The organism is Variovorax sp. PDC80, assembly GCF_900115375.1.
In the GTDB taxonomy this organism is placed as follows: domain Bacteria; phylum Pseudomonadota; class Gammaproteobacteria; order Burkholderiales; family Burkholderiaceae_C; genus Variovorax.
This window is the reverse complement of record NZ_FOWG01000017.1, coordinates 98,914-122,918: the sequence shown is the minus strand read 5'-3', so window position 1 is coordinate 122,918 and position 24,005 is coordinate 98,914. Positions and strand designations below refer to the sequence as shown.

Sequence of the window (24,005 nt, the reverse complement as noted above, 5' to 3'; positions counted from 1 at the left end):
AGCGCCGGGCGTCGCAACGAACGCCTGCTCACGGCTCGCCCCGGCAGGGGTCGGTAAAATTATCGCTCCATAAAGAAACAGGGTTCGAAAAATGCGGGTGCTTTCAGTCGTGCTGTCGGGAGGCGCCGGGTCCAGGCTATGGCCAGCCTCCCGTCACGCCTTTCCGAAGCCCTTCATGAGACTGGGCGGCTCCACCCTCCTTCAGCAGGCCATCGAACGAGGCCAGGCCTGCGGCACGGGAGACCTCATGGTCGTGACCAACGAGGACCATCTTTTCCTGACGAAAGACGTATTGCGCGAGCTGGCCGACCCTCCTCAGACGACCTTCCTGCTCGAGCCCAAGGGCCGCAACACGGCGCCGGCGATCGCGTTGGCTGCCCTGCAGTGCCAGGCCACGTTCGGCGGCGATACGGTGATGCTGGTGCTTTCCGCCGATCACCTGGTGCCCGATGTCGAGGCTTTCGTCGCCAGCGCGAGCCAGGCATTCCGGCTCGCGGCCCAGGGCGCTTTGGTGGTCTTCGGCATCAGCCCCACCGGACCCGAAACCGGCTTTGGCTACGTCGAGGTCGCGCAGGTATCGCGCGAGGCCCAGCCGGCGCGGCGCTTCGTCGAAAAGCCGGATCTGCCTACGGCACAGGAATATCTCGCCACAGGCCGCTACTACTGGAACAGCGGCATGTTCTGCTTTACGGCGGATGCCATCCTCGCGGCTTTCGAGCGCCATGCCCCCGAACTGCTGGCCGCCTCGAGGCAGGCGCTGACGGCCTCTAGAGCCGTCGACGACACGGTGCGCTTCGATCTTCATACCTTCGGGCTGCAGCCCGATATCAGCATCGATTACGCGGTCATGGAGCCGGCCGACAATGTGCATGTGGTTCCGGCCAAGTTCGCCTGGAGCGACGTCGGCTCCTGGCCCTCGATCGCCAAGGCGCACACCGCGGACGCCAGCGGCAACACGATGCCAGCGGACGTGGTCGCCATCGACACCACCGGCACGCACGTGTCGGTTCAGAGCCACGGCGCGAAAGTGGTGGCGACTCTCGGCGTCCATGACCTGGTGATCATCGACCAGCCCGACGCCCTGCTGGTCGCACACAAGGGCAGCGCGCAGGCGGTCAAAAAGGTGGTCGACATTCTCAATGCGCGCAAGCACGAGACCGTGCGCACACCCGTGGTGGTGCACCGTCCATGGGGTACCTACACGACCCTCAAGGAAGAGGAAGGCTATAAGGTCAAGCGAATCACGGTGATGCCGGGCGAAGCACTGTCGCTGCAGTATCACCATCAACGCGCGGAGCACTGGGTCGTGGTTCAAGGGCGCGGCATCGTGCAGATTGGCGATGTCGAGCACGAGACCGTTCCCGGCCAGTACCGCTACATCCCCCTCAAGGAGAAACATCGTTTGACCAATATCGGAGACGAGTTGCTGGTGCTGATCGAGGTCCAGTGCGGCGGCTATCTTGGCGAGGACGACATCGTGCGCCTCGCGGACACCTACGGACGCGCATGAGCCAAGCCTATTCCAATCTGCATCGCAACGCCTGGGCCGACTGGTGGGAGGGCACCCGCCGTCCTGACATCTGGTGGACCCTGGCCTGGTTCGACATCGTGCTGCGCTACCGCCGCTCCCTTCTCGGCCCAATCTGGCTGACGCTGAGCATGGGCGTCATGATCGGAGGCATGGGGCCACTCTACAGCGCCCTGTTCGGCACGGAGCTTTCCAAGTTTTTTCCGCACCTGGCACTCGGCGTGATCTTCTGGGGTTTCTTCTCCAGCATCGTCACCGACGCCTGCCACACCTTCGTCAATTCCTCGCACTACCTGAAGCAGGGCTACTTTCCCATCACTCTGTTCGTGTGGCGCAGCCTGGCGCGCAACGTCATCCAGTTCGCGCACCAGATCGTGCTCTACATTCCGGTCGCGCTCTGGGCCGGCATCTCACTGTCCTGGCACGCGCTCCTGTTCTTTCCGGCGCTCCTGCTTCTGCTCATCAATGCGCATGCGGTCGGGCTGCTGCTGGGCCTGATCTGCACGCGCTTTCGCGACGTCACACAGATCGTCACCAGCCTGATGCAGATGCTGATGTTCCTCACGCCCGTCTTCTGGTTGCCCGAGAATCTGCCCGGCCGCGCACGCTATGTGCTCTGGAATCCTCTGGCGCAGATGCTTGACCTCCTGCGAACACCGCTCATGGGCGGCATGGCCAGCCTGCATGACTGGATCGGCATCCTCTGCTGGACGGTCGGCACGTCGGTCGTTGCCGGCCTGCTGTTCATGAAGTACCGCCGCCGCGTCGTCTACTGGCTCTGATCGCCCATGGCACTGATTTCACTCAAGAACGTTTCGGTCAATTTCCCCATCTACGGGGCCGGCGCGAGCTCCCTCAGGAACACGCTGGCCGCCTCGGTGACCGGCGGACGCCTCGGCAAGGAAACCGGCGTCACCGTCGTACAGGCGCTGCACGACATCAACATCGAACTGCGCAGCGGCGACCGCCTCGGACTGGTCGGGCACAACGGCGCGGGCAAGTCCACGCTGCTTCGCACACTGGCTGGCGTCTACGAACCATCGGCGGGCGCATTCGAGCGCCAGGGCACGGTGTCCAGCCTGATCGACCCGGTGCTGGGGATCGAGGTCGACGCCTCCGGCATCGAAAACATCATGCTGCGCGGCCTCGTCATGGGGATGAGCCGCAAGCGGGTCGACCAACTCACGCAGGAGATCTGCGAGTTCAGCGGCCTGGGCGAATATGTCCACATGCCGGTGCGAACCTACTCCACCGGCATGCTGATGCGCCTGGCGTTTGCGATCTCGACGAGCGTCCAGGCCGACATCCTGCTCATGGACGAATGGCTCTCGGTCGGTGATGCCGAGTTCACCGAAAAGGCTGAGAAGCGCATGCGCGAGGTGGTTGCGAAGTCGGGCATTCTCGTGCTGGCTTCGCACTCGCCCGAGTTGATCGCGAAGGAATGCAACCGCGTGATCCACCTCGAACACGGGCGCATCGTCGAGCAGCAGTCGCCGTGACCTGAGCTTGCCGCGCGATCGGCAGGCATCCGCCGATCGCGCCTGGGCTTCCCGGAATTCAAGCGCCCGGGCCGGCCACCCTCTTCTCGCGCAACGCCACGCGAATCTCGGCTAGGCGCGCCGCGGCCCGTCGACCGGCCGCATCCAGCGATAGCCTGGCCTGCGCGCTAGCCCTCGCCCGGGCACCGAGCTCGCGCGCCCATTCCTGGTTCTCGTAGACCCGGCGCATCAGCTGCGCCGCATGCTCCGTCGAAGCGTCGGCCCACTCGAGATCGCCGCCGTAGGGAGGAATCGGCTTGCCGAGCTTCACCAGGCGGTAGTTCACGGGGAGGCTGTTGCTCTCGTCCATGAAGTCCACATTGCCCGAAAAGTCGGTGGCGATGACCGGCTTGCCCATGAGCATGGCCTCCGCCATCGTCAGGCCCAGCCCCTCGCTGCGGTGCAGCGACACATAGGCATCGCAGGCATCCATCAACGAAAGCACGTCCTCGGGGCTGTAGACCTCGTCGATGACCTTCACGTTGGGCACGGCCGCGGCGGCTGCGCGCAACTCCTCGAACTGGGCCGGATGCCTTTCGCCAAAGGAGGTTTTCAGCACCAACTGCACCGCGTCTTCGCCGCCGAACGCCTGGTCGAAGGCGCGTATCAGGCCGATCGGGTTCTTCCGCTCCATCACGCTCATCATGTGAAAGGTGAAGAGAAAGGTGTAGGGCTCGTCGCGCAGGCCGAAGTACGAGCGCGAGCGCTTGTCGTACTGTCCCAATTGAACGCCAGGGAACAATGTGCGCACCGGAACCTTGAGCCGCGCGCGCAGGCCGCGCGCGACGAACTCGGTCGCGGCCCACACCTCGTCGACCTGCTCGGCATGCGCCAGCCAGAAATCGGGGATGGAATCGAATTCCCAGTACCAGTAGCCGATGCGGTAGGTGCCCGGCGTGCGCTGGTGAATGTCGCTGCGGCTGAACGCCTCGTGAAAGAAGGGCTCTGGCTGGGCGTGGATGAGCGTGGTCTCGAATTCCTCGAAGCCACGGAAGTTGGCGTGCGTGGGGTCGTCGCGGCGATCGGTCTTCAGGTCGCGCAGCGAGGTGCGCACGCCGGCGCGGCCCAACCCCTCCACCAGGGCCTCGACGGAGACCCGCAGACCCGAAGGATAGGAGAAATGCCCGATGACATTGACCCCGAGCACCACCAGCTCGGCGGCAACCCGCGGGATGTCCAGCCCTTTGCACCAAGTTCTCACATCGGGCGGTTGCGCGGCCTCGGGCGAGCAGAGCCATTCGACCAGCGCCCGCGCATCCGCCACGCTGTCCAGCGCCGAAGGATGCCGCAGCCGCCAATCCCGGCGTGCCTGCCAGGCCAGGCGGATCTGCTGCGCGGGATCGAGCTCCTGAGGCCAGGTATCGGGATCGGTCCAGGCCTCGGAGACGCGGTAGGTCGCGGCGAACCACCGCGCGAAATCGCGACGACCGAAGACCGTGAGGCCATCCGGATACAGCGTCTGCCAAGCGGGGGCGAACGCGTAGGCACGCGTCAGTTCGAGCGCGGGCTGCTCCGAAGCTTCACGCAGCAGCCACCAGACTTCCTCGAGGTTCAGCCCGGCCTCATGGCGACCCTGCCGCATGAACCAACGCAGCAGCTCGAACTGGCCCGTTGGCAGCAGCCCATGCGGCAGCGCGTTCTTGATGTCGTCGTGAAAGAGGAAGGCTTGCCGGGCGCGGGCACTGAAATTGGACGCCAGGCATTCGCGAACGAACGCCCGACCGATCGGCGGCAGGCCGAACGTGTCGCCGCCCTCTCCCGCGATCCAGCGGCTGAAATCGCCATCCTCGCCACCCGAGAGGGCCGCCGGAAAACGCCGCGCGACATCGGGCCGCGTGCGCAACAGGTCGAGGCACCAGCGCGCTGCCGACTCGGGGCTGGTAACGGCATGGGCCGCTTGCGGCAACCACAGGATCTCGTCCCTGGCGAGCCCCGTCGCATCGAGCGCCGTGCGGTCGATCGCGAGGTTCAGGGCTGTCGCCGGCAGCATCAGCGAGCCGACCGCGCGGGTGTCGCCGGTGAGGCTGTCGCGCGCGCTCGGTATGCCCTCGAGCCTCAGCATGGGAATCACGGACTGCCCATCGAGCTCGGGATGCAGGTAAGGATCCTCGTCGATGCCGAGCAGCCGCACATCGTCCGCGAAGCGCCGCAGGTCAGGCGTGGGATTCACCGTGCCGCGGGTCGCCCCTTCGTGATGCACCAGGCCGGCATGCGGCGCATAGACCGTGCGGAATCCCGCGCGCCACGCATTCAGGCAGAGCGTGACGTCGCTGACGGCCACCAGATATGACTCGTCGAAGCCGCCCACGCGATCGAAGACATCGCGCCGCACGAGTTGGCAGGCGCCCATGATCGCGAGCCAATTGCGCGCGTGGTCCGCGGAGCCGAAGACGCCCCATTCGCCGCTTTCGGCGGACTTGTACATGAGCCCGCACAAGTTGATCCCCACGCCGACACCGGCATGCTGCAGCTGACCGCCAGGGTACACGAGCTTGGTGCCGACGACGCCGACACCGGGGCGCGTGGCGAAGCGCACCAGCTCGTCCAGCCAGTCGCGCGACACTATTTCGATGTCATTGTTGAGAAAGAGCAGCAGTTCGCCTCGCGCGAAGCCGGCACCGTGGTTGCAGGCCGCCGAATAATTGAAGGTCTTGTCGAAGTGGACGATCTTCAGATCAGCAACTCCACGCAGTGACTCGTAGTAGGTCCAGGTCTGCGGCTCCACCGAGCCGGTATCGACCAGCACGATCTCCTTGCGCGCGTAATCCGTGCCGCTCAGCAGGCCGTCGATGCACACGCGCAGCAGTTCGATCTTGTCCTTGGTCGGAATGACCACCGACACGAGCGGCGGCGCCGCCAGCACCCAGGTGGCACGCTGCGTTCCGTCGGGTTGCGTATGAATGGCCGCATCGATGCCCGCGCGAGCCCAGTGCTTGCGCAGGGCTTCGCGATGGTCGGCGGCGACCATCGAATCGGCGGGGGCACGATCCTGGCTGCCGCCTTCCGCGCGATGGCACAGCACCTTGGGGATACGCGTGACGATGCCGGCCGATTCGCTCGCGCGCAGGTTCAGGTCCCACTCCACGCCCGCTCCGGCCGCGGCGTCGATCCCGCCCGCCCGCAAGACCAGTTCACGACGCAGGAAGGTCAGGCGCCCGAAATAGTTGAACGCGCCGAGCAGTTCGGGCGACCACGAGGGCTTGAAGTACGGTCGGCGGCGCAGGCCCTCCAGCGAGAGTTCGTCCTCGTCGCCGTAAAGGATGTCGCTGCACGGCGCGCGCGCGACCGCGTGCGCCAGTTCGCCGAGCGCTCCCGCCGCGACCACATCGCCGGCGTCGAGGATGGCGACGAACTCGCCTGCGGCCAGCGGCGAGCAGGCGGCCAGCGATCGCGCACGCGATCCGCCAGGCGCGACCGCCACGCGAACGATGCGCGCCTCCGTGGCCAGCGTATCGAGTGCGGCACGGATGGCGCCCGAGGCTTCGCCATCGGCTTGCGTCCCCACGGCAACCAGCGCTTCCCAGCGGCGGGAAGCCTGCGAACGCAGGGAGCCCAGCGTGCGCAGCAAGGCCTCGGGGTCCGCCCCTGCCTCCAGCAAAAAGGACACGCGCACCGGACCCGCCGGCTCGTCGAGCACCGCAGAGCGCTGTTCGACACGTGCGATCCAGGCGCCATAGACATCGCCTGCATCGGCGCCACGCAGGGACTCCTCGTGTGGCGGCCTCGCGCGCAATGCTCGCAAGGCCCGCAACCTCTCGGGCAGACGCCAGGGAGTGAGCGCCCACCAAGCGGTCTTCGCGGTACGACGCAGCTGCGCTCGCAAAGGTGCCGGCACCAGCTCGGATGCCTTGCGCAGCGGCGCCGTCACGCGCCACGAGAGCGATTCGCTCATGGCGCGCTGCTGATTCATTGCAGCTTCCGCACGATGATTGGCAGCCTCGATCAGCGCCTCGAAGGCCGATGCGCTGCCCGCTTCCGGTGTCATCCTCGTTTCATGGGAATTCGTCCCGCCGACCTGGATCGGGCGGTCTTTCTGGAGCCCGTCGTCGCTCATTGGGTTCGCATGTCAGGTCGGAGATGGAACAACAGGCACGATGGCTTCACGAGGCTTCTGCAGGCCGGTATTCGCTGTTCTCCGCCATGATCTTCTCCAGCGATCGCCTGCATTGCAATTCCTGTCGAAGGAGCCACGTCCGATCCGCGATATCGAGCGCCTCCAGGCAGATCTTCAGGGTCGCGATGCGCGAATAGTTCTGCTCTACATAGGCCAGCCCATCCTCGCGCATGCGCCGCCACGAGGCCGCATCGCCATAGACGCGGAGGACCTCGGCCGCAAATTGCGCCGGCTCGTCCGCGACGGCCAGATGCGTCTCGCCCGTCTTCGCGATTCCTTCGGCGGCAATGGTCGACGCCACGCTCGGTACACCGTGTGCCAGGGCCATCACGAGCTTGCCCTTGATGCCCGCGCCATAGCGCAGCGGTGCCACGAAGACGCGCGAGCGCTCGAAGTAAGGCGCCAGATCCTCGACGAAGCCGGTCACGACCACCCGCTCGGAAGCCAGCGCCAGCACCTCGGGCGGCGGCTTGTTGCCCACCACGAGCAGCTTCGCATGCGGCGGCAGCTCGTGTTGCAGCGCGGGCCAGATCGACGCCATGAAGTACATGATCGAGTCGACATTGGGCGCGTGCGGGAAGTTGCCCAGGAACATGATGTCCGAACGGCCGTCCATCTCGGGCGTATCGCGAAACACCTCGGAGATCCAGGGCAACACGACCATGTTGTCGAGCGGCCGGGGAAGCGCCTTCTGGATCACCTCCTTCTCGATGTCCGTGTGCACGAAGGAGGCGTCCGCCTGGACGAACATCTCGAGCTCCTTCTTCTTGGTCACCAGCGCCGGAAAGAGTGCCTGCGGATTGCCGGCGGTCTCGGCCGCACGCGTTTCCCGCAGGTAGTGCAGGTCGACATTGGCGAACAGCAGCCGCGTGCTCGGCGCCTTCTCGCGCAGATCCATATAGGCGGGATGCGCCACGTTGTAGCGATAGAGGATCGCGTAGTCGAAGGCATTGTCGATGTCCAGGAGCTTGCCGACATCCTCCGCATAGGGCTTGTAGTAGCAGCACACGCCGCGCCGCTGCAGCGCGGACGTGTATTTCTTCGACCAGTAGGGTGAATGCTGGGGAAAGAAGCTCTCGGCAAAACCCGCGTCGCGATACGCGCTCATGACTTCGTGGGTCACGACGGAACCGGAGTCCTGGTCCGGCGTGGGCGTGAGCGCGTCGACGAACAGCATGCTGCGGCGATGCCGCCAGGTGGCCGCACGCCTCGAATCCGAACCCGGTTGTGGATGCGCGCCCAACTCGGCGCTGAAACGCCTGGCGAGCTTCTGCATGTTCGTGACCTGGTAGGCCTTGATGCCCTTGGTGGTGTCGCGGCCGTGGGTGATGCCTTCGTAGTGCACCACCCGCGAGGTCGGCACGTACCAGACTTCATGGCCCGCCCGGCGCAGCCGGAACGCCAGATCGGCATCCTCGCAATAGGCTGGCTTGTATTCCGGATCGAAACCGCTCATCTCCTCCCACACTCGCTTGCGCAATGCAATGGAAGCGCCGGAAATGAAGTCGGCCTGCCGTGCGAAGCAGTACTGCGGCAGATTCGGGTCTTCGTCTCTCCCGTAGTTGTGCGCGGAGCCATCGCGCCAGAAGATGCCTCCCGCCTCCTGCAGCGTACCGTCCGCATTGAAGAGCTTGGAACCCACCATGCCGGCCTTGGGGAACAGGTCGAAGGCCATGAGAAGCTCGTCGAGCCACCCTTCGGCCACGCGGGTGTCGCTGTTGAGCAGCACGACGAATTCGCCTCTGGCTTTCTGCGCGGTGGAATTGCAGCATTCGAGGAAGCCGCCGTTCTCGGCACGGCGTTCATAGCGAATCCACGGGATGCCCGCCAGCAACTCGCTCTGCGAGCCTGCCGGCGAGACGTCGTCGGCCACGATGATCTCGACCGAGTGCCTTGTCCGCAACCGCGCCAGCGAGTCCAGGCAATTGAGCACGTAGTGCGTCTGCCCATACACAGGGATGATGATCGAGACCTTGGGCGCGACCGTGTCGATCGGGCATGCCGGGGTTCGCGCCGCCATGGCCTGGACAGCTTCCGCCGCGGTGCCGCCGGCCTCTCGCTGCTCGAAGTCGAACCCGGCACTGGCGAAATAGGCGCGCCCCGCGAGCAGTTCGTACTGGATGACATCGTCCGGCAGCGGATAGGCGCCCCCGCGCTGCGCATCGGCCCAGATGTATTCGGGACCCGCGCTCTCAGGCAGGATGCGGCGTTCGGCACGCCCGAAGCGCACCCAATGCAGCAGCGGATTGAGGTTGAACTTGCGAACATCGGCATTGCGGCCCATGTACGCCACCGCGGAGAACCGCGGCGAAGGCTCGAGGCCGAGCTTCCAGCCCACGGACAGGTAGTGCTGGAGGAGGTCCGTGCCGGGCCCGACGCCGCGCGGGCATTGCTGCCGATAGAACTCGGCGTCGAAAAGATCGCCATCCTTGATGGCCTTGGCAGCCGCCGCGTTGCCACCGAGGCCCGCCTTCGCCGCGCGCAGCGCCTTCTTGAACAATCGGGTGGCTTGGTTCAGTTCTTTGATCAAATCTTCTCCACTCTGAGCGTCTTTTCGCGCCTGCACTGCTTCTCCCACGTCCGGCGCCCCCGTGGGCGCACCTCGCCTAGAAAGACTGGCCCTGCGCGTTGCGGCGAAGGTCGGCCTCGACCATCATCGTGCAGAGTTCCTCGAGCGTCGTCTTGGGCTCCCAACCGAGCTTCTCTTTCGCGCGCGCGGGGTTGCCGATCAGCAAGTCGACCTCGGCAGGACGATAGAACTTGGGATTCACCTTCACGAGGGTCTTGCCGGTCGCGATGTCGATGCCGACTTCGTTTTCCTCCTGCCCCTCGAAGCGCAATTCGTAGCCGGCGGCCTTGAAAGCCAGGTCGACGAAATGCCGCACGGTCTCGGTCCGGTTCGTGGCCAGTACGAAGGTGTCGGATTCGGCGGCCTGCAGCATGCGCCACATGCCTTCGACGTATTCCTTGGCGAAGCCCCAGTCGCGCTTGGCGCCGAGGTTGCCGAGCTCGAGCACGTCGAGCTTGCCCAGTTTGATCTTGGCCACCGAATCCGTGATCTTGCGGGTCACGAACTCGCGGCCGCGCAACGGGCTTTCATGGTTGAAGAGGATGCCGCTACTGCCGAAGATGCCATAGCTCTCGCGGTAATTGATCGTCATCCAATGCGCGAACAGCTTGGCGACGCCGTAGGGGCTGCGCGGATAGAACGGGGTTTCCTCCACCTGGGGAATGGCCTGCACCTTGCCAAACATCTCGGAGGTCGATGCTTGATAGAAGCGGATGCTGCGATCGGTGAGACGGATCGCTTCGAGCAGATGGAGCGCGCCCATGCCGGTGATCTGCGCCGTGGCATCGGGCTGGTTGAAGCTCACGCCGACGAAGCTCTGCGCGGCCAGATTGTAGACCTCCTGCGGCTTGGCTTCCTTGATCAAAGTCAGCGAGCTGCCGAGATCGGTCAGGTCGTGTTCCACCAGTCGAAGGTCTGGATGGTTCTGGATGCCCAGTTCCTCGATGCGCCAGAAATTGACGGAGCTCGTGCGACGAAAGGTCCCGTGAACGACGTAATCCTTGCTCAGGAGAAGCTCCGCCAAATAGGCCCCATCCTGGCCAGTGATACCGGTGACAACAGCGTGTTTTTTCATTTTTGAAAGAGGAGCGGATATGCCTAAGGGAGCGCGGAAGCATGACATTGTGCCGTAACGATTTCACACGACCTTACGAAGACAGGATCAAAGGTAACAGCGGGAAAACTACGAAAAGGAGGGACGGCACCTCGTGCGAATGTGCGAGAAAAGTCCACTTTGGGGAAAGATGTGCGACAAAAAGCGTCGCAAGGCACGAGGATCAGCCAGGCACACCTGCCGGGCGCCAGCCGCGGCCACATCGACTGGTTCCACAGAAAGCAATGGGCCCCGCGTATTCAGGCGACCCGTGCGAGACGCCAGCGGGCAATGCGCTGCGAGACAGCCTGCCAAGTCGAGAAGCCGCGCTTTTCATAGTAGAGCCGGCCCGCATGCGGCCGCTCGTTCAGCCGCTCGATCCGGGCCTGCTGCAATTGCTGATTTCCACTCAGGACGTGGTGCATCAGCACAAAGGGAAAGAGACCGATCCAGGTCCTGGCCTGGGACGGATAGCGCAGCACGAGACGCAGGAAACGCAGCCGCGAGCGCGGCGGCATGGGGTCGCGCTCGACGGGCCCGTTGCCCCGCAATGGCGACAACACCTTGAAGAACGGTCCCGGGCACCGCTCGCCGTTGTAGAGCGCGAACTGCCACACCTTCTCGGACAAGCCCAGTTCGGTACACACCTGCAGCGCCACGGCATGCAGTCCATCGTGATCGGGATGCCCGCCCTCCCACGCCGGCACGTAGATGCCCTCGAGACGTCCGGCCTGCGCGAGCCAGGGCTTGAGCCAGTCGGCCGCGCGCGCGAGCGAATCGCAGACCTCGCCATCGGCGATCGACAGTTGCTCTCCGACAAAGAGCACATCCTCGACGCCGAGCTCGGCCAGCACCGCGAGCGACTCGCGATTGCGCGGCGATGGATCGCCGCCGGCGGGCACGCCCGTCGTGAAGTAGACGCAGACCACGCGCACGCCAGACGCTCGGAGTCGCACGATGCGATGGAACGCGCCGAACTCGTCGTCTTGGTGCGGCAGCAGGAACACCGCCACCGGGACGCCCGACGAGGAAACGACGGGCACTTCAGTAGGCATCGAAGTCCAGGAACGAGAACAGCACGCGCCCGGCCTCGAGCTGCGTGCCCGGACGCGCGAGCGAGCGGTAGATCAGGTTGAGCGGCGAGGGACGAAAGCGACGCGGGATGTCGACGTACCCCCCGAAGCCGCATGCGCCCTCGGGAACCAGGCCAAGAAACAAGCGCAGCGGAGAAGCGGCCGCCCCGCGCAGGTCTGGCGCGGACAGCCCCGCGAGAGGCAGTTCCGCGTAGGCCGGAAGCATGCTTCCGAAGGCCTTCGCATGAAAGGCCGCGCGCTGCGTCGTGATGGCGCCGCGCCACACCGGATTGCACGGATTGCGGCTGCGCCAGTCGAGCGATGCGGGCGTCCAGACCCGCTCGAACTGCGCCGACCGCCGGACGGCCGCGAAATCGATGCCAAGCCCACCGAGGCCCACCTTGGCCTCGAGCGGCTGGACCAGCTGGAAGCCCAGCTTGCGCACGAAGCCGGGCGTGCTGTTGGCGTTGGCCACGCCGTAGACCGCGTGAAAGCCCTGCTCGGTCGCCGCCTGATAGGTCCTTTCCGCCAGCTGCGTGAACAGGCCACGGCCCTGGTACTTCGGATGGGTCGCCGTATTGAGCGACAGCAGGGTCCGGACCTCGATACCGCCGATCCGCGCTACGCTCGGAATGCACACGTAGTGGGCAGCGAGTTCGTCGCCATCCATCGCATCGAAGCCGACCACCTGACCATCGGGGTTCTCGCCGTAAAGCCATTTCAGCGTCGCGGGCGAAAACTTCGGCGACGGTGCGAAGCAGGCCGCGAACAACGCCTCATAGCGTCGGAGCATCTGCTCGTCGATGCGAACCGGAAGCAAATCGATCATTTGAACACCCAGTATCTGCTCAGGAGGAATCCATTGCCTGCCACCAGGGGCAGCGACAGGAGCTTGCCGGCCATCGTTCCGCCCAGCCAGCGCTGCGACGCCCAGACGCACGCCAGCGTGATCCCGTAATTGACCGACACCACGAGGCCGAATTTGAGCATCGAATGCAGCGAGCTGGCCGCCTTGAAAGTCAGGCGCGAGTGCAGCATGTAATTGGCCGCGAGGCCTGCGACGAAGCCCAGCGTGGTGGCGACCGCATAGTGGACGCTCGCATGGATCAGCGCCTGCATGGTCGCGATGTCGATCAGCGCCGAAACGACGCCCACGCACACGAAGATCAGAAACTGCTGGCGCATCAGGACTTGGCGCGGGCCTGCAGGCGCCGATGCCGGACGCGGCGCGGCACGGACGACACATCGAAGGCGATGAAGGCCAGCAGCAACTGCATGCCCGACAGCAGCGAAACGGCCACGACCATGGTCGTTCCCGCTGCCGTGGCCGCGCCTCGGGCCGCCGATTCAGCCCAGTGATAGCCACCGTACCCCAGACCGAAGAGCAGCAGCGCGAGGCCGAGCGGCAACTCGAGCGATGCGATCGACATGTCGCGCAGGTAGTAGTTGTAGAACACGCGCTTGGCGAAATTCCGCGCATGTTTGAACAGGAATTCGCCGACGATCTTGCGGATCTTGAGGTTGCTCACCTCGTCGCCGTAGTGCGCGTCCATCGGAATATCGACGACTACGGCCCGAAGGGTGTTCAAGCGGAACAGCATGTCCGTCTCAAAGAAATAGCGCCGGCTGATCTTGTCGGCCCGCAGCTGCCTGGCCACCTCGGCGTGGATGGCCGTGTAGCCGTTGGTCGGATCGAACAGGTCCCAGTAGCCCGAGGAGAACTTGGTGAGGAAGGACAGCACGGCATTGCCGAACAGGCGGACCTTCGGCATCGCACGGATCTCTTCCAGATCGAAGAACCGGTTGCCCTTGGTGTAGTCGGCCTCGCCGGCGAGGATGGGCGCCACGAAATCCGGGATGAGTGCCGGGTCCATCTGTCCGTCGCCGTCGATCTTTACGATGATGTCCATGTCGTCGGCGATGGCCTGCGCGTAACCGCGCAGCATCGCGCCACCCACGCCCTGGTTTACCTCGTTGAAGACCACCTTCACGCGCGAATCGGTGCAGTGTTCCTCGATGAAGCGGCCGGACCCATCGGGGCAGCCATCGTCCACCGCATAGATGCGGCAGATTTCGGGACCGATGCGATCGATCACTCCGAGCACATGCGCTCGGACCTTGTAGCTCGGAATGACCACCGCGATCTTCGCGTCTCCACCCGTTCCGTTCATCATCGGCTCCTCACTCTCTGAACGACACACCCGTGACGGTGATCGGCGCCTCGGTATGGCTCGTGGCAAAGACACTTCCGGCCGCGGCACCTGCCGGCGGCTGCAGCTCCCAGACATGCGTCTGCGACCTGTCTTCGCAGGTGAACAGACGGATGCTCGCCGACAGGAAGCGCTGTGACTTGTCTTCCCAGTTCACCTGCAGCCGCCCCTGCGTGGGCGCCCCGCTGCATTCCGCGGTCACGGCGAGCCGGTAGCGCCGCCCGGGCGATACCTCGACCCGCTGCGTGCCGGGCGTGCTCACCGTCACCACCACGCGCTCCCGCGCTTGGCGCTGCTCGGGACGCGTGAAGGTCCAACCCTCGCCCGTGGAAAAGTCGGTGTTCTTCAAGAGTTCGGTGCTGAACCGGTAGTCCGTCTTCAGCTTGCGCAAGGCGACGTCGCCGAAGGACAGCACCAGGTCGGACGCCGCCTCGACGCGATCGCGCTGCGCACGGGTTTTCCAATGCGCATCGAGGATCAGATAGTCGACCGAGCGCCGGGCGAGCACCTGGCCGAGCTTGTCGACGGTATCCGCGGCCACCACGTCCGCCTCGAAGCCCCGGTTGTACCAGCTGACGTGCAGTGCATCGCTGTTCAGGCCGGCCGCCAGCAGGTCCGAGAAGAAAGCCACCGGGCTGCGATGGACATTCAGCCGGTTGGCGAGTTCGACTGCGTTGCGGATCGGCAGCCACTCCGCCAGGTAGGAGTCCCGGCCCTCCTCGCTGAGCAACGGCTTCAAGGCGATGTCCCCGTAGTAAGTCGCCGAGCGGATGAACACGAGGTTCAAGCCGATCACGGCCACGGCCGCGAAGCCGAAGGCCCAGCGCATCGGCACTGCCATCGCCGGCCCCACGCCCGCGGTCATCGCCACGCCGAAGGCGGCCGCCAGGCAGACGAAGGCGGGAAATACATAGCGCAGATAGGCGATCGAATGAAAAGTCAGAACGATCGAACTCAGGCCGACCAGCACCAGCGCCAAGGCGCGCCAGCGGCGCTGCCATGCCAGCAGCAACAGGCAGGGCACGAGCAGGATCAACCACTGAAAGCCGCTCGCGCCCGGCTGCGCCTCGAGAAACTTGACGCTGTTGAAGGTGATGTCCTGCAGGGCGTTCCAATGCAGCCCCTTGGTCCATCGCGGATCTTCGAAAGGCAGCGTGGACCACAAGGGCGACTTGAACACCTGGTTGAGGTAGGGAAACATCGGGTTTCCGGTCCGCGCCCAGGCGACGGCATAGGGCAACCCACCGATGAGCGCCATCGCGCCGACACCCAGCGCAACCGGCCTGAGGGCCTTCCGATGTCCCCAGCCCCTGAAGCCCGCAAGAAACAGCAGCAGGAGCGCCGGAAGCAGGGTCAGCGTGATCGCCTTGGCCGCCAGCGCGGCACCGAGCAACACGCCGGCCGCCAGCGCACCATCCCGCTCGCGTCCGACAACGCGCAGCAAGGCCAGGACGCCTGCAGCGGCGAACGCCGTCCAGACTGACTCGATGTAGAGACTGCTGGTTTCGAGTAGCGCGAGCGGCGTGCAGAGGAACAGCAGGCTGCTCCAGCGCGCGCAGCGCACGCTGGCCCCAGCCCACAGCGCCATGTCGCGAACCACGAAGGCGCTCGCGAGGATGAAGCACAGGTTGATCAGGCGTGCACCGCGCTCGCCAGCAAGCATGTGGCCGATGGCGAACATCCAGTCGCCCAGCATCGGCAGCAACGCCCATGCATAGGTGCCGATATCGAAACCCCAGGCACGACGCTCAAGCAATTGCGTCGGAATGAAGAGATGCGTGGCCAGCGCGTCATGCCCGATCTCCGGCATCAACGCCAGCGCGAAATGGGCCAGCACCGTGCCGGCGATCAGCAGTTGCACGAATCCGCCGGATCCGGCGTGCATCGCTGCCGCCCGGCGCAGGGCGCCCAGCATCTCGAGCGCGCTGCGGCGGCCGATGGTCAACGGCACGGCCAGGCCCAACGCGTATACGCCCGGATAGTTGAGCGGCAGCCACGCCCAGAGACCCACGATCGTGCCGCCGACCGCGGCACCCACGAGGAAGCATCCGACAGGCTCCTGATACGGCAACGGCACCTTCGCCAGGCGCAGCAATCCGCGACCGATCACGCAGGACGACAACACGAACGCCAGCGCCGCCGCCAACGGCCAGATCGCACCGCAGAACAACGCACCGGCAACGACGATCGCACCCAAAGCCGCGAAGCGATGGATGCGCAGCCAGCGCGCGATGGCTTCGGTCGCGAGTGCGCCACCGCCGATCAGGATGGCATAGGGCCGCAACGCATCCCACGACACCACGGAGTGCCGGGCCCAGTCGAGCCGCTGCAGTCCGATGACTGCGGCTGCCATGCCGGCCAGCAGGCTCGCGAGCACGAGCCCCTGGATCGGCAGCCACACGGAGGACTGGCCCTGGATTGAATCGCGCTCGGGCCGGGAAGCGTCGACGGAGGTCGGCCGCCCGCCCATCACTCGAACAGTTCCGCCCGCGTCAAGGCAGCGCCGGCCGCGTCCTTGGCCGACAGCTGCGGCGGTGCGCCGATATCGGGCCACCCGATGCTCAGATCCGCATCATTCCATTGGATGCAGCGCTCATGCGCCGGCGCGTAGTAGTCGGTCGTCTTGTACAGAAACTCCGCCGTCTCCGTCAACACCAGGAAGCCATGCGCGAAACCCGCGGGCACCCACAGCTGCTTGTGGTTGTCCTCGCTGAGTTCCTCGCCCACCCACTGACCGAAGGTCGGCGACGACCTGCGGATGTCCACCGCCACGTCGAACACCGCGCCGCGCACGCAGCGCACCAGCTTGCCCTGCGGCTGCTGGATCTGGTAGTGCAAACCGCGCAGTACGCCCTGGGCCGAGCGCGAATGGTTGTCCTGCACGAACTCGACGTGGCGCCCCACGGCCTCGTCGAAGGCCTTGCCGTTGAAGCTCTCGAAGAAGAAGCCGCGCGCGTCGCCGAACACCTTCGGCTCGATGACGAGGACTTCGGGAATAGCGGTGGGCGTGGCCTTCACGAGCGCACCTCGTCCTTCAGCAGGCGTTGCAGGTACTTGCCGTAGCCGCTCTTGGCCAGCGGCGCGGCGAGCTTCTCGAGCTGCGCGGCATCGATGAAGCCGTTGCGCCAGGCGATCTCCTCGGGACACGCGATCTTCAGGCCCTGGCGATGCTCGAGCGTGGCGATGAACTGGCCGGCCTCGAGCAGGCTCTCGTGCGTGCCGGTGTCCAGCCAGGCATAGCCGCGCTGCATGATCTGCACGTTGAGCTGGCCGAGGTCGAGGTAGGCCTGGTTGACGGCAGTGATCTCGAGTTCGCCGCGCGCGCTGGGCTTGACGGCCTTGGCGATGTCGACGACCTGGTTGTCGTAGAAGTAGAGCCCCGTCACGGCATAGCTGCTCTTGGGCTCGAGCGGCTTCTCCTCGATGCTGCTGGCCTTGCCCTGCGCATCGAAGGCCACCACGCCGTAGCGCTCGGGGTCGTGCACGTGGTAGGCGAAGACGGTCGCTCCCTTTTCCTGCGCATCGGCGTCGGACAGCAGGTGCACGAAGTCGTGGCCGTAGTAGATGTTGTCGCCCAGCACCAGCGCGCTCGGCGAATTGCCGACGAACTTGTCGCCGATGATGAAGGCCTGCGCCAGCCCATCGGGACTGGGCTGCACGGCGTACTGCAGGTTCAGGCCCCACTGGCTGCCGTCGCCCAGCAGCTGCTGAAAGCGCGGCGTGTCTTGCGGCGTGCTGATGACGAGGATGTCGCGCATGCCGCCGAGCATCAGCGTGCTCAGCGGGTAATAGATCATGGGCTTGTCGTACACCGGCAGCAGCTGCTTGCTGATCGCGAGCGTGGCCGGATGCAGCCGCGTGCCCGAGCCGCCGGCCAGGATGATGCCTTTGCGCTGCGTCGTCTGGATGGTCATCGTTGGTGTCTCTTCTCTTCGGATGTCGTGTTCGGCACGGATGCCGGACTCAGAGGATCTCGCGCAGCATGCGCGCGACGCCGTTCTGCCACGGCGGCAGCACCAGCCCGAAGGCGGCCTGCAGCTTCGAGGTGTCGAGGCGCGAGTTGTGCGGCCGGGTGGCCGGCGTGGGAAAGGCGCTGGTGGGTACGGCCTCGACCTGCTGCGGCCCGGCCTTGAGCTCGACGCCGGCCTGCTGCGCGAGTTCGAGCACGTAGCGCGCATAACCATGCCAGGAGGTTTCGCCGCCCGCGATCGCGTGATACAGCCCGGCCTTGGACGGGTCCTGCAGGGTGGCGCGGATGGCATGGGCCGTGATGTCGGCCAGCAGCTCGGCACCGGTGGGTGCGCCGAACTGGTCGTCGATGACGGTCAGCTTGTCGCGCTCCCTGGCCAGCCGCAGCATGGTCTTGGCGAAGTTGCCGCCGCGCGCTGCATAGACCCAGCTGGTGCGAAAAATCAGGTGCTTCGTGCAGTGCTGCGCCACCAGTTGCTCGCCTTCGAGCTTGGTGCGGCCGTAGACGCTCAGCGGCCCGGTCGCATCGTCTTCCTTCCAGGGCGTGCTGCCGCTGCCGTCGAAGACATAGTCGGTCGAGTAGTGGACCATCAGCGCGCCGATCTCCTGCGCGGCCTGCGCCACCACGCCGGGCGAGGTGGCGTTGAGCTTGCGCGCGAACTCGGGCTCGCTCTCGGCCTTGTCGACGGCGGTATGGGCGGCGGCATTGACGATCACGTCGGGGCGCACCTGCCGCACGGTGTCGGCCAGCTGTTCGGGCCGGCTGAAGTCGGCGTGGAAGTCGGTGCTGTCGAAATCGAGCGCGACCAGTTCGCCCAGCGGTGCGAGGCTGCGCTGCAGTTCCCAGCCGACCTGTCCGCCCTTGCCCAGCAGCAGCAGCTTCATGCGGGGGCCTTCGCGTCGTACTGCTTCTCGACCCAGGCGCGGTAGGCGCCGCTTTGCACGTTGCGCACCCAGTCGCCGTTGGCGAGGTACCACTCGACCGTCTTGCGGATGCCGGTGTCGAAGGTCTCGGCCGGCTTCCAGCCGAGCTCGCGCTCGAGCTTGCGCGCGTCGATGGCATAGCGGCGGTCATGGCCGGGGCGGTCGGTGACGTAGCTGATCTGCTCGGCATAGCCCTTGCCGTCGGCGCGCGGACGCAGCCCGTCGAGCAGCGCGCACACGGTCTTCACGATCTCGATGTTCGGCTTCTCGTTCCAGCCGCCCACGTTGTAGGTCTCGCCGAGCCGGCCCGCTTCGAGCACGCGGCGGATCGCGCTGCAGTGGTCCTTGACGTAGAGCCAGTCGCGCACCTGCATGCCGTCGCCATACACGGGCAGCGGCTTGCCGGCCAGCGCGTTGACGATCATCAGCGGGATCAGCTTCTCGGGGAAATGGAAGGGGCCGTAGTTGTTCGAGCAGTTGGTGGTGAGCACCGGCAGGCCGTAGGTGTGGTGCCAGGCGCGCACGAGGTGGTCGCTGGCGGCCTTGCTGGCCGAGTACGGGCTGTTGGGCTCGTACTTGTTCTCCTCGGTGAAGGCCGGGTCGGTCTTCGAGAGCGAGCCGTAGACCTCGTCGGTCGACACGTGCAGGAAGCGGAAGGCCGCCTTCTGGTCGGCCGGCAGCGCGTTCCAGTAACCACGCACCGACTCGAGCAGTCGGAAGGTGCCGAGCACGTTGGTCTGCACGAAATCCTCGGGGCCGTGGATCGAGCGGTCCACGTGCGATTCGGCCGCGAAATTGACCACCGCGCGCGGCTTGTGCTCGGCCAGCAGGCGGTCGAGCAGCGCGCTGTCGCCGATGTCGCCCTGCACGAAGACATGGCGCGGATTGCCCTTGAGCGAAGCCAGGGTCTCGAGATTGCCGGCGTAGGTGAGCTTGTCGAGGTTCACGACCGGTTCGTCGCCTTGCGCGATCCAGTCGAGGACGAAATTGGCGCCGATGAAGCCGGCGCCGCCGGTAACCAGGATCATGGAGTCCTCTGTGCTGTGAATTGGAGTGCCGCTTGGTCGAAAGCCGCGCTGGCGCGGCAACTGCGGATTATCCCATCTGCCTGCAAGGCCGAATCCCGGGGTTGGCCGGTGCCCGCGGCCCGCCTACAATCGCCACCCATTGCAGGAGAGCGGGCCGCATGCATCGCGCAGGCAGCCCCACCGAAGGCGCAAACTCCCATAAACGCTCAGGTCGGCTCCACGCTTCGCGCGGGGCCTGTACTGCAACCACTGAAACGCCGTCTGGAGAGCCAGCACATCGCCCATCGCGGCCGTGCTGCGCCGAAGGAGCAAGTCCGCTGCGAGGTGCAGCGGATGAAACTCTCAGGTACCGAGGACAGGGGGAGCGGCAATTGGACGGCCGTCCGGTTGCGCGCTATCTATTCAGTAGCACGACCTTCACGCCGTTCAAGCGCTTCGACCTCGAAAGGTACTTGAAATGCGCGTGATCGTATTGGGCGCCGGCCTGCTCGGCGTGACCTCGGCCTACTACCTCCAGCAACTCGGCCACGACGTGACCGTGATCGACCGGCAGGCCGCCCCGGCCGCCGAAACCAGCTTCGCCAACGGCGGCCAGATCTCGGTGAGCCATGCCGAGCCCTGGGCCAATCCCAGCGCGCCGCTCAAGGTGCTGCAGTGGCTGGGCAAGGAAGACGCCCCGCTGCTGTTCCGCATCCGCGCCGACATGCGCCAGTGGCTCTGGGGCCTGCAGTTCCTGCGCGAATGCACGCCCGCGCGCACGCGCCACAACATCGAGCAGATCGTGCGCCTGGGCACCTACAGCCGCGACACGCTGCAGCAGCTGCGCCGCGACACCGGCATCCGCTACGACGAGCGCACGCAGGGCATCCTGCACTTCTACACGACGCAAAAGGAGTTCGACGGCGCCCTCGCGCCCGCCGAGCAGATGCGCGCGCTGGGCTGCGAGCGCCAGGTGATCTCGGCCGACGAGGCCGTGAAGCTCGAGCCCGCGCTGGCCCACATCCGGCCGCAGCTGGCCGGCGCCACCTACACGGCCGAGGACGAATCGGGCGACGCCAACCGCTTCGCGCGCGAACTCGCGCGGCTCGCGGCCGAGGCCGGCGTGAAGTTCCTGATGAGCCACACCGTCACCGCGCTGCGCGAGGTGGGCGGCGCGATCGATCACGTCGAGGTCACCGATGCCGAGGGCCGCTTCCAGCGCATCCGCGGCGATGCCTTCGTGATGGCCATGGGTTCGCTGAGCCCGCTGCTGGCGGCACCGTTGGGCATCCGGCTGCCGATCTATCCGGCCAAGGGCTATTCGGTCACGCTGCCGGTCAAGGACGCGAGCAAGGCCTACCAGGTCTCGCTGACCGACGACGAATACAAGCTGGTGTTCTCGCGCTACACCTCGGAGTCGGGCGACCGCATGCGCATCGCCGGCACGGCCGAGCTCAACGGCTACGACCGCGACCTCAACGGCGTGCGCTGCGAAGCCATCGTGCGCCGCGTCGAGCAGTTGTTCCCCGGCGCCGGCGACACCGCGCAAGCCCAGTTCTGGACCGGCCTGCGCCCGGCCACGCCGAGCAACGTGCCGCTGATCGGCCGCACGAAACTCGCGAACCTCTACCTCAACACCGGCCACGGCACGCTCGGCTGGACCCATGCCTGCGGTTCGGGCAAGTCGATCGCGCGCATCGTGAGCGGGCTGGCGCCGGAGGTGGATTTCGCGTTCGCGGGGATGCCCAGGGGCGTTGCGGGCATCGCCCAGCCCGCGCTGGGCTGAGCCTCCAAAGCAAGGCGGACGCTCAGTCGTCCGCCGTGAACACCGTCAGCACCCCGGTATAGCCATACACGTGGTGCCGCGCGATCTCGCCCGCGGCGAAGAAGCCGACCAGCGGCACGTCGCCCAGCGCATGGCGCACGATCTGCAGCTCGGCGCCGGGCGCGCCGAAGTGCGGGCCGCCGCGGCCCGAGCAGCTCACGTAGACGGCGCCGGCGATGCGCCGCGCGGGATGCGGCGCCGCCTCGGCCTCGCCGGCGGCGACGGCGCGCGCGGTGGCCAGGGTCTGTTCCTCGGGCTCGAGCTCCTCGCGGATCTCGGCGCAGATGCGCATCAGGTCGGCGCGCGCGGCCTGGGCGTTGCGGCGGCAGAAGCTCAGGCGCATGCCGGCCTCGGCCACGTCGGCGATCGCAATGCCGCGGCGCGTGGGGTCGAGGCCGATGATGTGGCGCACCAACACGTCGGCGCCGAGGTCGCCGGTGCGGCGGATGCCGTCGCTGCCGGCATCGACCAGGCCCACCAAAGTGGCGCGCACGGCCTCGATGGCTTCCTGCGGCCGCTCGAGCGAGACCTGCAGGTCGGCCAGCAGCACGTCGAGCGCGGGCTCGCCATCGAGCTGCAGCACCAGGTTGCCATCGGCCTCGGTGATCTCGCGCTCGCGCGCGCTGCCCGAGCGCAGCGGCTGGCAGCCCTGCGTGACGCGCGACACCAGCCGCACGCCCTCGCCGAACACCACGCCCGACAGGCCGCCCGAGAACACGCCGCCGGCCGCGCCCTGGCCGCGGATGTTGCCGTTGCCGCCGACCGCGAACTGCAGCGCGCCGCCGCGGCCCGACGAGAGGCCGCCGAACAGGTAGCCGGTGTCGGTGCGCCCGGCCATCTCGCCGATAAGCTCGGTCAGGTCGGGGGTGGCGGGGTCGGCATGCACCAGCGCCGTATGGGCCTCGAAGCCGCTCATCTCGGAGCTGGCCAGCGGCGCCACGCCCGAGAACACGCGGTACTGGTCGCTCGGCAGCGCGCAGAGCATCAGGCTCAGTCCGGGCTCGTCGAAGTACTCGGCATTGTTGGCCGACACGCCGATGCCCACGGTGCCGGCCCAGTCGGTCACCTCGGGCAGCTCGGCGCTCAGGTGGTCGAGGATCTCCTGCGCATCGACCGCATAGTGATCGGTGATGTAGAGCAGCCCGAGGGTGGGTGCCGAGGCGTAGTCGGGCAACGCCATCTGCGCGCGCAGCTGGGCCAGCACGAGGCCGGCCGCCATGCGCCATTGCGGATGGGTGGCGTGACCGGAGGGAAACAACTTCATCGTGCCAACCTGCTTCGTTCGATGTTCAGGACAAGGCGGCTCAGCGTCGGCCGCCCGTTCGCTTGCGGGCCGCGGGCGCCGCGGCCGGCTTCTTCGCCGCCGGTCGCTTGGCGGCCGTCGAGGCCTTGCGGGGGGTGGACTTGCGCGAGGCGCTCGCGGTTCCCATGGCCTTGCCGACGGCGTCGGCCAGCGGCTGGGTCACGGCCGGCATCTTGAGCTGGGCCGCGTCCTGCAGCGCGGTGCTCGCGATCTGCTGGAACTGCTCGGTCAGCGAGCCCCACCACTTGAGCGGGTCGACCGCGCCGCCGGCGGCATCGCCCGTGGCGGACTTCGAGGCGGCCTTGGCGGCCGGCCTGGCCTTGCGGCGCGGCGGCGGAGCCTCTTCCTCTTCGTCCTCCTCCTCGTCGAGTTCCTCTTCGTCCTCGAACTCGACCTCGGGTTCGGGTGCCGCGGCCGGCGCGGCGGCCGGCGCCGGGCTGACCGCAGCGGCCGCCGCATTCGCCTGCCGCGTGAACACGCCCGCGAGGTCCTCCATGCGCACGTTCATGCCGCGCAGGGTGGAAAGCGTCATCTTCTGCACCTCGAGCGCCTGGATCGTGGCCTTGAGCGCGTGGCCGTTCTGCTCGAGCCAGTACTGCACCGTCTTGAGTTCCTGGATGCGCTTGTCGACCTCCTCCACGCTCATGGTGGGCGCCACCCAGCTCGCCAGGCTCGGGATGCCGGGCACGGAACCGGCGCCGCTCGCGCCGGCCGCGAGGTTCTTGAGGAAGTCGAAGCCGGGTACGAACTGGCTGAAATCGAAGGGTTGGCTGGCTTTGTTCATGCGGCAGGTCTCCGGTCTGGCGGGCGTTGTGCTGCCAGCTTACTCCAAGGCAGGGCCCGCCCCGCCCC

At 66.4% G+C, this 24,005-nt stretch carries 18 protein-coding genes and 1 riboswitch; of the genes, 4 read left to right on the top strand and 14 right to left on the bottom strand.

The features are described from left to right. The first annotated feature begins 91 nt into the window (after positions 1-91). Genes BM109_RS35760 through BM109_RS35750 form a run of 3 tightly spaced genes read left to right on the top strand, consistent with a single transcriptional unit; the run spans position 92 to position 3,027 of the window. The gene (locus tag BM109_RS35760; RefSeq protein ID WP_093353925.1) at positions 92-1,510 is read left to right on the top strand and encodes a mannose-1-phosphate guanylyltransferase/mannose-6-phosphate isomerase; all 1,419 of its coding nucleotides are present in this window, start codon (positions 92-94) and stop codon (positions 1,508-1,510) included. Continuing rightward, positions 1,507-2,310, top strand: coding sequence for an ABC transporter permease (locus BM109_RS35755; RefSeq protein ID WP_093353923.1), 804 nt, complete (start codon positions 1,507-1,509; stop codon positions 2,308-2,310). The genes BM109_RS35760 and BM109_RS35755 overlap by 4 nt, the downstream gene beginning before the upstream one ends. Before the next feature lie 6 nt (positions 2,311-2,316). Beyond that, positions 2,317-3,027 carry an ABC transporter ATP-binding protein gene (locus BM109_RS35750; protein WP_093353920.1) on the top strand — a complete coding sequence of 237 codons (711 nt, stop codon included), beginning with the start codon at positions 2,317-2,319 and terminating at the stop codon, positions 3,025-3,027. Positions 3,028-3,085: 58 nt separating this feature from the next. Here BM109_RS35750 and BM109_RS35745 read toward each other — a convergent pair whose 3' ends face one another. The 12 genes from BM109_RS35745 to rfbB all read right to left on the bottom strand — a co-directional run bounded on the left by BM109_RS35745 (position 3,086) and on the right by rfbB (position 20,046). Then, positions 3,086-7,120 carry a glycosyltransferase gene (locus BM109_RS35745; RefSeq protein WP_093353918.1) on the bottom strand — a complete coding sequence of 1,345 codons (4,035 nt, stop codon included), beginning with the start codon at positions 7,118-7,120 and terminating at the stop codon, positions 3,086-3,088. Between the two features lie 46 nt (positions 7,121-7,166). Next, complete coding sequence (locus tag BM109_RS35740; RefSeq protein ID WP_143129327.1) at positions 7,167-9,710, bottom strand: glycosyltransferase; 2,544 nt, start codon at positions 9,708-9,710, stop codon at positions 7,167-7,169. A 76-nt stretch (positions 9,711-9,786) separates the two neighbouring features. After that, positions 9,787-10,824 carry a GDP-mannose 4,6-dehydratase gene (gmd, locus tag BM109_RS35735; RefSeq protein WP_093353913.1) on the bottom strand — a complete coding sequence of 346 codons (1,038 nt, stop codon included), beginning with the start codon at positions 10,822-10,824 and terminating at the stop codon, positions 9,787-9,789. A 278-nt stretch (positions 10,825-11,102) separates the two neighbouring features. Further along, positions 11,103-11,897, bottom strand: coding sequence for a PIG-L deacetylase family protein (locus tag BM109_RS35730; protein WP_093353910.1), 795 nt, complete (start codon positions 11,895-11,897; stop codon positions 11,103-11,105). Continuing rightward, positions 11,887-12,744, bottom strand: coding sequence for a GNAT family N-acetyltransferase (locus BM109_RS35725; RefSeq protein WP_093353907.1), 858 nt, complete (start codon positions 12,742-12,744; stop codon positions 11,887-11,889). The genes BM109_RS35730 and BM109_RS35725 overlap by 11 nt, the downstream gene beginning before the upstream one ends. Beyond that, positions 12,741-13,100, bottom strand: a complete 360-nt coding sequence (locus BM109_RS35720) for a GtrA family protein (RefSeq protein ID WP_093353905.1) — start codon at positions 13,098-13,100, stop codon at positions 12,741-12,743. The genes BM109_RS35725 and BM109_RS35720 overlap by 4 nt, the downstream gene beginning before the upstream one ends. After that, a complete protein-coding gene (locus tag BM109_RS35715) occupies positions 13,100-14,086 on the bottom strand; it encodes a glycosyltransferase family 2 protein (protein ID WP_218159446.1) in 987 nt (328 codons plus the stop codon). The genes BM109_RS35720 and BM109_RS35715 overlap by 1 nt, the downstream gene beginning before the upstream one ends. A gap of 10 nt (positions 14,087-14,096) precedes the next feature. Next, positions 14,097-16,526, bottom strand: a complete 2,430-nt coding sequence (locus BM109_RS35710; protein WP_093353900.1) for a hypothetical protein — start codon at positions 16,524-16,526, stop codon at positions 14,097-14,099. A gap of 68 nt (positions 16,527-16,594) precedes the next feature. Then, positions 16,595-17,143, bottom strand: coding sequence for a dTDP-4-dehydrorhamnose 3,5-epimerase (rfbC, locus tag BM109_RS35705; protein WP_093353897.1), 549 nt, complete (start codon positions 17,141-17,143; stop codon positions 16,595-16,597). Further along, positions 17,140-18,039 (bottom strand): glucose-1-phosphate thymidylyltransferase RfbA, encoded by a 900-nt coding sequence (rfbA, locus tag BM109_RS35700; RefSeq protein ID WP_093353895.1) that lies wholly within the window; start codon positions 18,037-18,039, stop codon positions 17,140-17,142. The genes rfbC and rfbA overlap by 4 nt, the downstream gene beginning before the upstream one ends. A gap of 49 nt (positions 18,040-18,088) precedes the next feature. Further along, entirely contained in the window at positions 18,089-18,979 is an 891-nt protein-coding gene (gene rfbD / locus BM109_RS35695) for a dTDP-4-dehydrorhamnose reductase (protein ID WP_093353892.1), read from the bottom strand. Continuing rightward, positions 18,976-20,046, bottom strand: coding sequence for a dTDP-glucose 4,6-dehydratase (rfbB, locus tag BM109_RS35690; protein WP_093353890.1), 1,071 nt, complete (start codon positions 20,044-20,046; stop codon positions 18,976-18,978). The genes rfbD and rfbB overlap by 4 nt, the downstream gene beginning before the upstream one ends. A 251-nt stretch (positions 20,047-20,297) precedes the next feature. After that, positions 20,298-20,415: riboswitch (glycine riboswitch) on the top strand. Positions 20,416-20,503: 88 nt separating this feature from the next. On the opposite strand from rfbB, the gene BM109_RS35685 reads away from it, so the two are divergent. Further along, complete coding sequence (locus BM109_RS35685; protein WP_093353887.1) at positions 20,504-21,811, top strand: D-amino acid dehydrogenase; 1,308 nt, start codon at positions 20,504-20,506, stop codon at positions 21,809-21,811. Between the two features lie 22 nt (positions 21,812-21,833). Here the strand turns inward: BM109_RS35685 and BM109_RS35680 are convergent, their stop codons facing one another. Continuing rightward, entirely contained in the window at positions 21,834-23,114 is a 1,281-nt protein-coding gene (locus tag BM109_RS35680; protein ID WP_093353884.1) for an FIST signal transduction protein, read from the bottom strand. A gap of 40 nt (positions 23,115-23,154) precedes the next feature. Then, positions 23,155-23,937, bottom strand: a complete 783-nt coding sequence (locus BM109_RS35675) for a PhaM family polyhydroxyalkanoate granule multifunctional regulatory protein (protein ID WP_093353881.1) — start codon at positions 23,935-23,937, stop codon at positions 23,155-23,157. Between the last annotated feature and the right edge of the window lie 68 nt (positions 23,938-24,005).

Excerpts from the sequence above, each read along its gene's own strand:
- rfbD (WP_093353892.1), bottom strand. The coding sequence starts at position 18,979 with ATGAAGCTGCTGCTGCTGGGCAAGGGCGGACAGGTCGGCTGGGAACTG.
- BM109_RS35755 (WP_093353923.1), top strand. The coding sequence starts at position 1,507 with ATGAGCCAAGCCTATTCCAATCTGCATCGCAACGCCTGGGCCGACTGG.
- BM109_RS35715 (WP_218159446.1), bottom strand. The coding sequence starts at position 14,086 with ATGAACGGAACGGGTGGAGACGCGAAGATCGCGGTGGTCATTCCGAGC.
- BM109_RS35685 (WP_093353887.1), top strand. The coding sequence starts at position 20,504 with ATGCGCGTGATCGTATTGGGCGCCGGCCTGCTCGGCGTGACCTCGGCC.
- BM109_RS35760 (WP_093353925.1), top strand. The coding sequence starts at position 92 with ATGCGGGTGCTTTCAGTCGTGCTGTCGGGAGGCGCCGGGTCCAGGCTA.
- gmd (WP_093353913.1), bottom strand. The coding sequence starts at position 10,824 with ATGAAAAAACACGCTGTTGTCACCGGTATCACTGGCCAGGATGGGGCC.
- rfbA (WP_093353895.1), bottom strand. The coding sequence starts at position 18,039 with ATGACCATCCAGACGACGCAGCGCAAAGGCATCATCCTGGCCGGCGGC.
- BM109_RS35675 (WP_093353881.1), bottom strand. The coding sequence starts at position 23,937 with ATGAACAAAGCCAGCCAACCCTTCGATTTCAGCCAGTTCGTACCCGGC.
- BM109_RS35750 (WP_093353920.1), top strand. The coding sequence starts at position 2,317 with ATGGCACTGATTTCACTCAAGAACGTTTCGGTCAATTTCCCCATCTAC.
- BM109_RS35730 (WP_093353910.1), bottom strand. The coding sequence starts at position 11,897 with ATGCCTACTGAAGTGCCCGTCGTTTCCTCGTCGGGCGTCCCGGTGGCG.
- rfbB (WP_093353890.1), bottom strand. The coding sequence starts at position 20,046 with ATGATCCTGGTTACCGGCGGCGCCGGCTTCATCGGCGCCAATTTCGTC.
- BM109_RS35725 (WP_093353907.1), bottom strand. The coding sequence starts at position 12,744 with ATGATCGATTTGCTTCCGGTTCGCATCGACGAGCAGATGCTCCGACGC.
- BM109_RS35720 (WP_093353905.1), bottom strand. The coding sequence starts at position 13,100 with ATGCGCCAGCAGTTTCTGATCTTCGTGTGCGTGGGCGTCGTTTCGGCG.
- BM109_RS35680 (WP_093353884.1), bottom strand. The coding sequence starts at position 23,114 with ATGAAGTTGTTTCCCTCCGGTCACGCCACCCATCCGCAATGGCGCATG.
- BM109_RS35745 (WP_093353918.1), bottom strand. The coding sequence starts at position 7,120 with ATGAGCGACGACGGGCTCCAGAAAGACCGCCCGATCCAGGTCGGCGGG.